This window comes from Odoribacter sp. N54.MGS-14, from assembly GCF_000980295.1.
Taxonomy (GTDB): domain Bacteria; phylum Bacteroidota; class Bacteroidia; order Bacteroidales; family Marinifilaceae; genus Odoribacter; species Odoribacter splanchnicus.
On record NZ_LARL01000081.1, the window covers coordinates 1 to 12,666 of the forward strand.

Annotated in this window: 13 protein-coding genes; 2 read left to right on the forward strand and 11 right to left on the reverse strand. The window is 42.4% G+C overall.

What is annotated here, in order from left to right:
* The coding region (locus tag WS42_RS12880; RefSeq protein ID WP_046404801.1) for a hypothetical protein at positions 1-214 on the forward strand (214 nt) is incomplete at its 5' end.
* 43 nt (positions 215-257) lie between these two features.
* On the opposite strand, the gene WS42_RS12885 is transcribed toward WS42_RS12880, so the two are convergent.
* The 5 genes from WS42_RS12885 to WS42_RS12905 form a co-directional block, all read right to left on the reverse strand.
* On the reverse strand, positions 258-1,424 hold the full coding sequence (locus WS42_RS12885; RefSeq protein ID WP_195203376.1) for a FecR family protein: 1,167 nt from the start codon (positions 1,422-1,424) through the stop codon (positions 258-260).
* 66 nt (positions 1,425-1,490) lie between these two features.
* Positions 1,491-2,054 carry an RNA polymerase sigma factor gene (locus WS42_RS12890; RefSeq protein WP_013613407.1) on the reverse strand — a complete coding sequence of 188 codons (564 nt, stop codon included), beginning with the start codon at positions 2,052-2,054 and terminating at the stop codon, positions 1,491-1,493.
* Positions 2,055-2,209: 155 nt separating this feature from the next.
* Positions 2,210-3,199: an aldo/keto reductase gene (locus tag WS42_RS12895; protein WP_046405662.1), complete on the reverse strand. Its 990-nt coding sequence runs from the start codon at positions 3,197-3,199 to the stop codon at positions 2,210-2,212.
* 55 nt (positions 3,200-3,254) lie between these two features.
* Positions 3,255-5,678: a glycoside hydrolase family 95 protein gene (locus WS42_RS12900; RefSeq protein WP_022161232.1), complete on the reverse strand. Its 2,424-nt coding sequence runs from the start codon at positions 5,676-5,678 to the stop codon at positions 3,255-3,257.
* Positions 5,679-5,851: 173 nt separating this feature from the next.
* On the reverse strand, positions 5,852-7,147 hold the full coding sequence (locus WS42_RS12905; protein WP_013613404.1) for an OmpP1/FadL family transporter: 1,296 nt from the start codon (positions 7,145-7,147) through the stop codon (positions 5,852-5,854).
* Between the two features lie 211 nt (positions 7,148-7,358).
* Here WS42_RS12905 and WS42_RS12910 point away from each other — a divergent pair, with 211 nt between their 5' ends.
* A complete protein-coding gene (locus WS42_RS12910; RefSeq protein ID WP_013613403.1) occupies positions 7,359-7,565 on the forward strand; it encodes an RNA-binding S4 domain-containing protein in 207 nt (68 codons plus the stop codon).
* 7 nt (positions 7,566-7,572) lie between these two features.
* Here the strand turns inward: WS42_RS12910 and WS42_RS12915 are convergent, their stop codons facing one another.
* The 6 genes from WS42_RS12915 to WS42_RS12940 form a co-directional block, all read right to left on the reverse strand.
* Entirely contained in the window at positions 7,573-7,953 is a 381-nt protein-coding gene (locus tag WS42_RS12915) for an SRPBCC domain-containing protein (RefSeq protein ID WP_013613402.1), read from the reverse strand.
* A gap of 73 nt (positions 7,954-8,026) precedes the next feature.
* Complete coding sequence (locus WS42_RS12920) at positions 8,027-9,265, reverse strand: glycosyltransferase family 2 protein (RefSeq protein ID WP_046405664.1); 1,239 nt, start codon at positions 9,263-9,265, stop codon at positions 8,027-8,029.
* An 81-nt stretch (positions 9,266-9,346) separates the two neighbouring features.
* Positions 9,347-9,955 carry an OmpH/Skp family outer membrane protein gene (locus WS42_RS12925; protein ID WP_013613400.1) on the reverse strand — a complete coding sequence of 203 codons (609 nt, stop codon included), beginning with the start codon at positions 9,953-9,955 and terminating at the stop codon, positions 9,347-9,349.
* Between the two features lie 113 nt (positions 9,956-10,068).
* Positions 10,069-10,743 carry a peptidase associated/transthyretin-like domain-containing protein gene (locus WS42_RS12930; RefSeq protein ID WP_013613399.1) on the reverse strand — a complete coding sequence of 225 codons (675 nt, stop codon included), beginning with the start codon at positions 10,741-10,743 and terminating at the stop codon, positions 10,069-10,071.
* Complete coding sequence (locus WS42_RS12935) at positions 10,730-11,350, reverse strand: RNA polymerase sigma factor (RefSeq protein ID WP_013613398.1); 621 nt, start codon at positions 11,348-11,350, stop codon at positions 10,730-10,732. Before WS42_RS12935 ends, WS42_RS12930 begins: the two co-directional genes overlap by 14 nt.
* Positions 11,341-12,471, reverse strand: a complete 1,131-nt coding sequence (locus tag WS42_RS12940; RefSeq protein WP_046404793.1) for a glycosyltransferase — start codon at positions 12,469-12,471, stop codon at positions 11,341-11,343. The genes WS42_RS12935 and WS42_RS12940 overlap by 10 nt, the downstream gene beginning before the upstream one ends.
* Between the last annotated feature and the right edge of the window lie 195 nt (positions 12,472-12,666).

Here is a 12,666-nt window from a genome sequence, read left to right on the forward strand (position 1 = left end):
AATGGACAGATGGCAATTGAGAATTGACAATTATTGGAAGTTCCGCTTCCATGAAAAAATAAAAAAGAAAAGAAAAATGAGAGAAAGAATAAAGAAGATAATTATTGATTATCAGAAGAATAAAAAAGAAGCCATAGGTTTGGAGATACATTATCAATTGTCAAATGACAATTGTCAATTACCAAAGTATCCGCAGAACCCAGGGACTTTATAAACTTTATGGACTTTATAAACTTTCGACTGATTTAATCGAACGTTTAATCTACAATTATCGTCTTGCCTTTCACCTCGAAACGGACATGGGAAGTTTTTTCAATGACCTTCAACATATCGTCGATTTCCCGATAACGGGGCAGGCTTCCACTGAAATGACGGTTACGGGAAATATTATTACGGAAAAAGACTTCGATATCGTACCACAAAGACAATTCATCCATAATCTGTTCGATCGATTTATCTTCAAAAATATAGACTCCTGATTTCCAACCGATATAATTAGATACATCGACATTTTTAATCTCGGTCTCACCGGTCAAGCGATCGAACTGCGCCAACTGACCGGGCTTCAGCATTTTTTCAGCGGATCGTTCGGTTTTTATCGAAACAGCTCCCCGTACCAAAGTGGTCTGTACATAATCGGCAACCCGGGTATTGATATTAAACTCCGTCCCATACACCTTCACCTCGATATCGTCCGTCACGACAACAAAAGCTTTCTGCCGATCGTGAGCAACCTGAAAATAAGCTTCTCCTTTTAAATACACCCTTCTCATATCTCCTGCAAAATGTACCGGATACTTCAATTCAGAAGCGGAATTCAACCACACCCTGGTCCCATCACTCAGTACAATTGCATACTCACCTCCCCGAGGTACGATCAACTGATTCTCGGTATCTTCAATCCCTGCAGTCAGCGTATCGGAATAGATTAAACCATGATTACTGTTTTTAGCCTTTACCCCCTCTCCAATCTCGACATCAGCGGTTTCCGGGTTCAGATTTACAGTCTTTCCCTCACCGGTTACCAAAATAGCCTTTTGTGTTCCGGGCAAAATAGTCGCCGTCGGCCGGTTTTCGGTCAATAAGGGCTCTTTTACGGATGAAGTCACCTGCCACCATAAAAAGCAAGCCATCCCTACCGACAAGATACACGAAGCAGCCACCTCCCCCCCTATCCGTACCATCCGGTGCCTTCTTTTTCTACGTTCTGCAACGGTTAACCTGACTTCGTAGGAAGCTTTGAACCGACGAATTCGTTCTTCCGTAGGCCGGAAACTTTCCGGAGAACACAAAAAAGTTTTTATTTCCCGGTAAAATTCCCGGTGTTCCGAAGATTCATCCAACCAAGCATTCAGCAGGTTCCGTTCTTCTTCAGATATATCCGATAATACACTCCGCTTTAAAAGTACCCAATCGATCTTCATGATCTTTAATTTTAGATACCTCTTAAACACGAAAAGATAAAATTTGTTTACAGGAAAAGTATTTTTTTAAAGAAAAGGAGTAAAAAAAAGAATAACGGCCAGATCATATTCCGCAAAACGCTGCCTTAACATCTCCATACCCCGGTGAGTTTGTACCCTCGCAGTACTTTCGGAAATATCGAGTTCTTCGGCTATTTCCTCAAATTTTTTCCCTTCAAAAAAACGCCGCCGGCACACCTCCCGGCATTTCTCGGGTAACTCCAGCATCACCTCCTGAATTTTCCGCAACACTTCTTCTTCCTCTATCCAATCGACATTATCCGACCATAGACAAGCTTCCGCATATAAATTCATACGCCGGTCTTCCACCTTACGGTCCCGCAAATAATTAAAACAACGATTCCGCACACTATTAAAAAGATACGACTTTAAAGAAAGGTCGTAATTCAGGATTTCCGATTTTTCATACAGACTGATAAAAATTTCCTGCACAATATCATTAGCCACATCCTCCCGAAACACAACGCGGACAGCAAAGGTAAAGAGCCGCTCGAAATACTTATCGAACAATATCGAATAAGCTTTCCGGTCGTTCTTGCGCAAATATTTTATTAAAATTTCATCTTCCACGCCTCACCAGAATATTTATCATCTATTTTTACAAAAATATCTTAAATTTCCAATCGGGCAAGAAAAATAGTGCAATTTTTTGATACAACAATTACAATAGTCCAAACAGGGGCAATATCAGATTTTATCCCTGAACCGTCCCAAAATAAGAATAATCATTTCAACATCTGATCGATTTGCTGATTGATAAATTGTAATTCTTCAGGAGTCAGGATTATATCGGCAGCTTTCGCATTCTGAATCGCCTGCTCCGGATTGCGGGCCCCGACCAAAGCAACGGTAATTCCGGGATGTTCGATCGTCCAGCGGATCACCAATTGTCCGAGAGTCGCTTTTTTCTCATCAGCCAAAGGTTGCAATTTTTCTAAAAAAGCATTCGTTCTTTTAATGCTTTCGTCTGTAAAAAAAGGGTTTTCTTTCCGATGATCGCCTTCAGCAAATCGGTATCCGGGTTGCATCTTACCGGTAAGTAAGCCACGTTCAAGCGGACTATAAGCGATCACTGATTTTTCATTACGGATACAATAAGGTATAATATCCCGGTCCATCCCCCGATTAACCATACTATAAGGAATCTGATCCGATACCAGATCGATCAGTTTAGCGGCATCTTCCAACAAAGCAGCATCATAATTACACACACCTGCATAACGTACTTTTCCTTGCTCTATCAAACGCTCTACTGCCTCGAAAGTCTCACTCAAAGGAGTCGTAGCATCCGGCCAATGGATCTGATAGAGGTCTATATAATCCGTACCGAGCCGCCGCAGACTGTCTTCACACTCTTTGATGACACTCTCTTTGCCGGCATATTTGTAAATATCTATAGGGTTGTCCTGATTATCTTTGCTTTTAAAAGCGAATTCACCTTGTGGCAAATCCCATCTCATACCGAATTTGGTCAGAATCTGTACCTGATCACGGGGAATACCCCGGATAGCCTCTCCAACAATCCGCTCACTCTCGCCTTGTCCATAAATCGGTGCTGTATCGATAGAAGTCACTCCACCATCGTAGGCCGCTTTTATGGCTTTTACAGCTTCGTCACGATTCGATTTTCCCCACATCCATCCTCCGGCAGCCCAAGAGCCGAAGGTGATAGCGGATAAGGTCAAGTCAGTATGGGCTAATATTCTATATTCCATAATAGTTTTATCATCGATTGAAAACCCTTAAAATACGAAATAACCACCTCAGGAGTTACAACTTATATTTCATCACAATCTCACATTGTTCCCCTTCATCCAAAGCCAGATGGATAAAACCATTCTGAATATCACACTGTTGCCGGTCTACTTCTACCCGTTTCACTTGCTCCGGAATTTTCAACTTAAAAGCAGATTTTACCCTGGAATGTAAAGTCAGCTTCTCCAGCCGGCCGGCTTTCCAACTTGCATCGACGACACCTCCCCCACGTACACACAAGCCTTTAAAACTCCCCTCTTTCCAGACAGCAGGCAGAGCAGGCAAAACCTCGATAAATCCCTGCTGGCTCTGAATCAACATCTCGGCAATACCGGCACAACCGCCTAAATTACCATCGATCTGAAAAGGCGGATGGGCACAAAACAAATTGGGATAAGTTCCCCCGCCGGTATAATCTACTTTACCGCCGGTAACCACCGGTTTCAATAAATTTTTAAGCAATTCCAAAGCTTTGTCTCCCTCTTGCAACCTGGCCCAGAAATTTATTTTCCAAGCCATCGACCAACCGGTACCTCCATCTCCACGCCGTTGAAGTGTCTTACGGGCAGCTTCGGCCAATTCCGGGGTTTTGGCCAGGGATATCTGATTCGAAGGATACAAACCGAACAGATGGGAGACATGACGATGCCGGGGATCCACTTCCTCATAGTCTTCAAGCCATTCCTGCAAATATCCCCCTTTCGGACTGATTTGCATCGGCGGTAATTTATCCAACGCTTTCTCCAAAGAATCCGCAAATGCAGCATCTATCTCTAATAAGCGGGCAGCCTGTATTGTATTAGAAAATAACTCCCTGATAATCTGAGTATCCATAGCCGGCCCCATACAAACACTGACTTCCTTTCGGGTACCAGGCATATAAAAAGCATTTTCAGGCGAAGAGGAAGGGGCTGTAACCAGCCACCCCTGTGTAGGTTCCTCGATCATAGAAGAAAGGAAAAAACGGGAGGCTCCGCTTAACACGGGATAGACCTCCCTGAGGTACTCCTGATCGAGTGTGAAAGCATAATGTTCCCACAAATGCTCACAAAGCCAGGCCCCGCCGGTATTCGTGGCTCCCCAGGAAGCATGTTCTCCCGGAGCAGTAAAACGCCAGGGATTCGTCATCATATGAGCCACCCAGCCCTGAGCTCCATAAAAAGAATGAGCGGTGACCTCACCCGAAGTCACCAAATCCTTTACCAGATTTTTCAACGGAGTATGCAATTCCGATAAATTGACGATCTCTACCGGCCAATAATTCATTTGCAAATTGATATTCAGGTGATAATCGCCATTCCAAGGGGTTTGTACACTATTCGCCCACAATCCCTGCAAATTCAAAGGAAACGAATTTTCCCGCGTACCACTGATCAACAAATACCGGCCGTACTGAAAATACAAAGCGACCAAACCGGGATCTTCTTGTTCCTGAAAACGGGCCAAGCGCTGATCGGTAGGCAAAATATCCTGCGGAGTTCCTAAATCCAATTCCACGCGGTTGTATTTATATCGCCAGGCAGAATCATGCCGCTCCAACAAATAACCATAATCCATATTACCGGCAATCTGCATCAATTTTTCGACCCGCTCCGGGTAATCTGCCGCCCAAAGACTTGTCCCGGCGGACACCAGGACATAAGCCGTCGTCGCTTCTTTGACATGTATACAAGCCGAATCAGCCACTTGCCGGCCATCTGCAGTCCATACTTTCAGCTGCACCATATATTTCGTTCCGGCCTTCCCTTTCCCGTTATCCAATTGTCCTTCCATATAAACCACCCCATCATTAGCATAACAAGTGTAATTTTCAGGTCGGTCGATAGCAACATCAAAATCCAGCATTCCTTTCCGGTCGGCAGTCAACTTCATGATCATCACATCTTCTGTCTGGGAAACGAAATATTCCCGCCGGTATTTCACCTTACCTTTCCGGAAACAGGTCCAAGCCAAAGCTTTGTCCAAAGATAATCCTCTCTCATAAGCGGAATAACCGACATCGCTACTATCCGGGAAATGATATTGTAAATGCAGATTACCTAACAATTGAAAAGCGCCGTAAGGAGCGTTCGCCCCCTGTCCGAAAGCCGATCCTTGTCCTCCGCAAGCAAAGTGTTTATACATCAGTTCCTGGGCCTCATCGTTTTTTCCTTCCAATAACAGCCGGCGAATCTCAGGCAGATACTTCAAAGCTTCGGGATTACGAGTATCCTGAAAACTACCGGACCACATCGTAATATCGTTCAGGACGATAGTCTCCTGAACGACTCCCCCATCGGGCATCATCCCCAAACGTCCGTTTCCCAAAGGCAAAGTTTCCTCCCACCGCTCAGCCGGACGGGTATACCACAATTTAAGATCCGGTCGGGGCTGACAAGAACATACCGAGTAGATAAATCCCAACCAGACCGCCCATTGTACGAAAGTCATGTGTTTCATCTGTTCTGATTTAGCCGTTCCTAAGAATAGACAAATATATTTAATAAACGGTATTTATGTACATGTTTACACTAAATGTACGTTTAAATGCAAATATGTATATAACGGCCTCATAAAAAAAGCTATCCGAATCAGCTGATTTCGGATAGCTTTTGGGGAGGTCAATTCTATTCTCAAAAACGATAGGCCAAACCCAAAGAAGCAGAAACGGCATTCGATTCGTATTTCCCGGAAAACTTACCGCCGGGACTATATTTGTCCGGGTAAGAGCCATGCCGGCTGACTCCCTGTATATACAAAAAGGCAAAATCGATCTGCAAATTCCGGTAAGGTTCGAAAGAACACCCTGTCGAAATACCGATTTTTCCCATACCGGGAGTTTCCGGATTGTAATTATTTTTCCGGATCGGACTTTGATCATAGTATAATCCCAAACGAACATCCAACCGGTCTGTCGCCATATACTGGGCCCCGATCCGGTAGATCATCGTATTTTTATAATTTTTCTCTGCTTTTATATCCTCGATTTTCAATACTTTCTCATTGAAAACAACATTTAATGAATCGTAAGCACTCCAACCGACAAACTGCAAATCCAAAGCCAGTTCCCAACGATCGGTCGGCCGGTAACTAACCCCGAAAGTCGTATTCGAAGGCAAAGGCAACTGAGCATGAAAAGTCCCCTTATCCAAAGGAGGTATTTGTCCTGTTGCATCCAGCAGATCTTTTATCTTCTCACTGGCATAATCCAATTCCGCCGTCCCTTCTTTTACTTTCATCCGGACCCGGGAACGGTAAGAAAGACCTAAAGTCACTTTATCGCAAACATCATACATCACTCCGATATGATAGCCCAGTTTCACTTTCGATTTTCCATCCAAAGTGGCAGACACGGGTACAACATCCTGATAATCGGCACCCAGAATCGGCACCAAAGCTCCGACAGGCAATAAAGCTCTGGAAAGATTTACATTTCCCATAGCGATCTGTAAACCGACTCCAACACTCAGATTATCCAGAATTTTATACGAAAGAGTGGGCTGTATGATATATGATTTCAAGGTGATATCCTGAATCAGATGAGCTCCTTTCCAGGCTTGGGGCCATTTTAAAGAATTTCCATAAGGAGTAGTCAAAGAAATTCCGGCTGCCAGGTTATCATAAATCCGATATCCGACATAGGCATATACAGGTGTCCCTACCGAATTATCTGTCTTTGCAGAATAATCTCCGTTTTTGTACCTGGCATTTGAAAAAATACCGGATATCCCCACCGACATATCCATATGCCCATTGAGATACACCAAGCCTGCCGGATTGAAATGCATACTTTCGGCTCCTAATTTCATACCTGTCCCGACATGTCCCATTCCCGTCTGCTTTGTACTCAAAACGTTTACCTGATATCCTTCGGCAAATGCGGACGATAAGGTAACACTGGCCAGTAAGGATAAGAATAATTTCTTCATAAAAATTAATTTTCGTTCATAAAAGGTTGTCCTGTAACACATTGCAAACAACCATCAAAATTTCAGAACGGCAAAAATAAATACTTTCTTTCCCGTTTGTTTCTACTTTACGGTATGTACCCCATATAAAGTTACAGGAATTCCGGGACAAAAGGTCCGTCCCAAAATCCCAAAAAAGTTGTATTTTTACACAGAATTTAAACGATCGGAAATGTTGGAATTTGAATTGACAGAAGATTATATCGAGCTGATCAAGCTGCTGAAAGTATTACAAATTGCCGAAAACGGGGCAATGGCAAAAACATTGGTGGAAAATGGAGAAGTGGTTCGTAATGGCGAACCGGAAAGCCGGAAACGGGCCAAAATCCGAAAAGGCGAGGTAATCAAAGTACTGGGCCAGACGATCAAAGTCATCTGATCCGGCGTCAATACATTTCAAGCATTCCTTTTATCGCTTCCAGATAATATTCTTTCCATCCCCCGGTGATCTCTTCGTACACATCTTCGGGGATATGGGTATGAGTCAAACCGACCAAAGTCCTGGCTCCCTCTTTTTTCAGGGTAATGCGGACGATAGATTGTTTTTCCTGCTCACCGAAAAACCATTCCTGTACCAACAGCTTACCGGGAACAACTTCCAGGTTAACACCTGTAATATCCCCTTCCCAAAGTGAAAACACATAACCTTCTTCAGCTTTCATATCAGCGGGATAGCCACTCCACAATTCAATCTGAAAAGGATTGGTCAATGCAGCGAAAACCTCTTCGGGATCGGCAGTGATCTCCATCTTGTATTCGAAATCCATATTTTTATTATTTGCTGACAAAGATATATCTTCTTATGTCAATTCCAGCTTCTCTTCCCCTCTTTTTCCACGCCTATCTGAATAACTTTCTGAAAATCTGAAGGGCACATTCCAAAGATTCGGCAACGGGTAAGTTCAATTCTGCCAGCAATTTATTGGCCGCAGACAAGATATCTATTTTCGAATAACAACTTTCATGCACAAAATTCAGATATTTCAACACACGGAAAGCATTGAAATTATCGAAAAACCGTTTCATAAATTGCTCTACAGAAGCACAGTTTGCATTGATCTCCGCCAAGACTGCAATTCCATTCATTTGGGATAAAAAAAGCCGGATATCCTTCGTCTGCTGTTGAAAATAGCCCGAAACACCAGCTTCATCCACTTTATAAAGGGTAGAAATTCCCTGAAAAAAACATTTTAAATCCCGAAAAGCCTGTGGGTGATATACCCGAAAATGTCCGGACTCCTGAACGATCTGCCGGACCGCCTGCCCGGTTCCAAAAGGGGTACGCCCCGAGAATCGCGGAGAAGGATATACCTGCGTCGACTGTAAGGTTGCATATCTACCGGTAGCGATCAATTTCTGCAAAAAATAAAAATCCTCTCCAGCCTGTCTTTTATTCATTCCTCCCTGAGCCACATAATCCAACGTCCTTACAGCAAAAGCCGATCCTATACAATGGTAGGCATGGGGATGACCGGTATACTCCAATGCCAAACGATAATACCTCAGATACAATTCGTATTTCATTATCGCCTCACGGGCCTGAACTGTCATACCGGCTTCTTCGAGACGGTGAGCATAAGCAATAGAAACGCCGGCCACAGATTTTTCCTGAAAATAACGGACCACCTCCTCCAAATAATTCGGTTCGACCCAAGTGTCAGCATCCAAAGAAAGAATAGGAGCATCGATTCGCCCGTTTCGGTAAAAAAAGGCAGCCGATAAATCCATAGCTATTTTCCGGGCCAATCCCACTCCGGCATATTTTGCAGGTAAATCGAATGCTTCGACCACTTCGAAGCGAAGCCGGTCGGTCTGTCTATCCCGAACATATCGTTTCAAAGTGTCAGACAACCCGATATTCCGGGTCTTTATTTCCTGCGGGCAAACTTCACTATGGTTCACTACAATCAAAACACCCGCCTTGATATTCATCACCGAACAACAGCAAAGTGAATCCAGGGTAGCAAAAATATCCGGATCGTTGAAAACGGGGATAATAACAATCACAGCAGTATCTGCCTCAAAAGAAAGCTGACGAGAGACCGGATTCCGACTGAAATAACGTTCAAATACCTTCATAAGCATAAACTGCTCCGATGGTTAACCCTTACCTATAAAAAAAGGCTGATCACTCAGCCTTTTCAAAAATCTTCTGTCATTTTATTTCTGACTATCGCCCTTTTTGTAATTGGCATTCAAGCGATCGACAATCTCTTTCGTGATATCGAAACCATCCTCGGCATATAAAACATTTCCACCCAACTGAGTACTCAATACAATACTGAATCCTTTCTCTTTGTTGTACTCTTTCAAGAAATTAGTGATTTCGTCAAAAAGCTGTTTGTTCAGTTCGCTTTGCTCTCTGGAAGCTTTATCCATCATCTCCTGTTGTAAGCGGCGGAAATTTTCTTGTTTCACCAACAATTGATCTCTGGCTTCTATCGCCCGGGCTTCGGAAATAAAACCGTTATTTTGCAATTTCCGTTGGAATTCGGTTCCTTCCTGATCGATTGCTTTCGCTTTTATATTCAATTCTGTCCTGCGATCTTCCTGTTTTTTCAGAAAAGCCTCGTTCAATTCGACTGCCAGCTGATAATTATTCAAAAGTGTATCCGTGTTGATATATACAATTTTTGTTGCATCGGCAGTACCGGCAACTTTACTGGTCATTGCAGTTTCCGGTGACTTATGGCCAGAAAAGTACAATACATAAAGTACAATCACTGCAACGAACAACACAACATTCAATACAATGGACAAATTCTTCATAAAATCATAACTTTATTAATACTAAATACTTGCCTATCTTTATTTTTCTCCGGTTAGCCCAACAAGGAAAAATTACAGACACAATAGCACTACAAAGATATATTTATCTTGAATCAATTATCTTGCTTTTCCTTTTTTTTCAAATAATAAATCTTCTTTAACAGATCGATTTCATTAGGATTGAGCCATTCTTTCTGATTTTTTACCCGCCGTCTCATTCGGAGCATTTTATAGGCATCGACCGACTGTGTACCGACTCCGATACCGACATCAACATGCCCTTTCATCTCGACACTCCGGGCATATTCGTTGAGCATCATCCGTTGATTCATATCGGCATCCATATAGTCTACAGGCGCATAAGCCTGCTTCAATATGCCGGTCATATTATTACGGGCATTGATCAGATTTTGTCTTTGCACCTCTCCCCACCGGCGTAAAATCAAAGCTTCTGATAATTGTAAGGTATCGGGAGACAGAAAAACCCCCATCATGTACCGATCTTCGAGCAAAGTATCGGGCATGACAACAGTACAAGGTTTATAGCCGACAAAAGTAAAGCGGACGGTATCTTTACGACCGATTTTCAACACAAAGCATCCCATTTGATCGGAAATAGTTGCTTTACCTTCACCATAACGACAAGTCACATTAGGAAGTGTCTGTGAATCCTGAGTGTCGAAGACTACTCCGGAAAATACAACACTATCCGAAACGACGACCCTCTGTGCACAAACAATTGGAGAAAGAAAAATAAAGAATAAAACGATAAAATTAATTTTTACCATGTTCCTTAGCAATCTCGGTATGCTGTAAAATATTCAAGAGTAGTTCCCGAGCCCGGAACAATTGAGCTTTCACCGTCCCCAGAGGAATAGCCAGGGTATCGGCGATTTCTTCATATGAAAATTCGTCGAAATAGCGTAATTCGATTAACCGGCGATATCTTCCTTTCAAAAGAGCGACCTTTTCCCGCATAAAATCGGCACGTTGCTGACGAATCGCTTCTTCATCCGGCGTTCTGACATCAGCTGGAATACTATTGATATACCCTCTGTCTTCAGGATTGATATCGTCGACATCCAAAGACACAGTCTGCGCCTTTCTTTTCCGGATAAAATCGATCGTATTATTCGAAGCAATCTTAAACAGCCAGGTGCTGAAAGCAAATTGTGGAGAATAATAGTTCAAACTGGCAAATGCCTTCTCGAAAGCCTCGAACATCAAGTCTTCGGCATCAGTCCGATTGTTTACCATTTTAAGGATCATAAAATATACAGAATCCTTGTAACGCTTAAAAAGTTCCCCATAAGCTTTCTCATCTCCGGCAATTGCGTTACGAACTATCTTATAGTCGTATAAAGCTTTTTCAGATAAGTTGTTAGTTATCTCCATTTCTTTGCAGTAAATATTGAATAAAAATTATAATACCATTGAAATATAAAACCCAAGGTATTTACAGTGAACGAAGTTAAGAATAATTTCCTTTGCCCCAGATGTTTTAATACCACATTTATTACTATAAAATCTATTAAAAATGTTAATATTATAATTCCGGCACTGTATTCACGTAATGTTCCTTGTATAATAAAATAAAATGCCGACAAATAAACGATACTTTCAACGATAAAGTCGACATCGCTACTCAAACGCACAGCCAATGGCCACCGACGTTTCGTAGCATAATAATAAGAATAATCATCTTTCCAGGCTTTTTTCCGCTCGTCACAGATCATCACCCGGGTATCGGGGTCTTTTACCACTTTGACCGTTCCTTTTTTAGCCATATCTTTTACGATTTCTGTATCGTAACCGATATATTCCTGGGTATTAGCGGTAAACCCTCTTTTCTCCAGATAGTATTTTTTCCGGTATCCCATATTATTACCATTTCCGACCACCTGTAGTCCCCGTCTATTCAGCACCATCGTCTTCCAGAACCACAAGAACCGGAAATAACACCTGAATTTTCCTCCCGCACCGTCTACCGGATAATTGGAGTATCCGATCACGACCGCCGTATCGGGCGTAAAATAAGAAGCCATCGCATGCAGCCATCGCCCGGATCCGGGCTTACAATTAATTTCAGAAAAAAGCAACACATCATATTGTGCCGCGAGGACACCTATATTAATAGCAATCTTCTTCGTACGCCGGAATTTCGTTTCAGGAAAAATCCGGGTAGTCTTCAAATGCGGGTATTTCTGTTGCAAATCGGATAAAACATCCTGCGTCTCATCCTCGGAACATTCGTCTACGACAATCACTTCATATTTCGGATATTCTTGGGTCAGAAATGCTTCAAGATTCTGTTTCAATAGCTCGGCCTTATTCGAACAGGTAATAATTACCGAAACTCCTTCCTCGGGTTCTACAGTTGCCGGTCTTTTTTTAGTGGTAAGTACCGTACTGCGTAAAATGATCATAATCAAATGGGCAAAAAAAAGGAGGATCAACAACAGGAATAACCAACCATTATAGCCTAATCCTACCCAAAAATCAACAAAATTATTCATTTCAAATTAAAAAATCATAAACCTCTATAAAGCCATAAAGCGCTTTATTACATCCTTTTCTAAATACATTCAAAAAAAAATCACACAAATATAGTCACTTATTGACGATTTATTTTGCGGCAGAGTCAACCAGCAAGTGCAACATTAGGAAATATTTTTGAAGAAACATTCAGCGGAGGTATGAAAATTGAGTTT

Coding starts and splice junctions, on each gene's coding strand:
- WS42_RS12885 (WP_195203376.1), bottom strand. CDS start 1,424: ATGAAGATCGATTGGGTACTTTTAAAGCGGAGTGTATTATCGGATATA.
- WS42_RS12895 (WP_046405662.1), bottom strand. CDS start 3,199: ATGGAATATAGAATATTAGCCCATACTGACTTGACCTTATCCGCTATC.
- WS42_RS12900 (WP_022161232.1), bottom strand. CDS start 5,678: ATGAAACACATGACTTTCGTACAATGGGCGGTCTGGTTGGGATTTATC.
- WS42_RS12905 (WP_013613404.1), bottom strand. CDS start 7,147: ATGAAGAAATTATTCTTATCCTTACTGGCCAGTGTTACCTTATCGTCC.
- WS42_RS12910 (WP_013613403.1), top strand. CDS start 7,359: ATGTTGGAATTTGAATTGACAGAAGATTATATCGAGCTGATCAAGCTG.
- WS42_RS12915 (WP_013613402.1), bottom strand. CDS start 7,953: ATGGATTTCGAATACAAGATGGAGATCACTGCCGATCCCGAAGAGGTT.
- WS42_RS12920 (WP_046405664.1), bottom strand. CDS start 9,265: ATGAAGGTATTTGAACGTTATTTCAGTCGGAATCCGGTCTCTCGTCAG.
- WS42_RS12925 (WP_013613400.1), bottom strand. CDS start 9,955: ATGAAGAATTTGTCCATTGTATTGAATGTTGTGTTGTTCGTTGCAGTG.
- WS42_RS12930 (WP_013613399.1), bottom strand. CDS start 10,743: ATGGTAAAAATTAATTTTATCGTTTTATTCTTTATTTTTCTTTCTCCA.
- WS42_RS12935 (WP_013613398.1), bottom strand. CDS start 11,350: ATGGAGATAACTAACAACTTATCTGAAAAAGCTTTATACGACTATAAG.
- WS42_RS12940 (WP_046404793.1), bottom strand. CDS start 12,471: ATGAATAATTTTGTTGATTTTTGGGTAGGATTAGGCTATAATGGTTGG.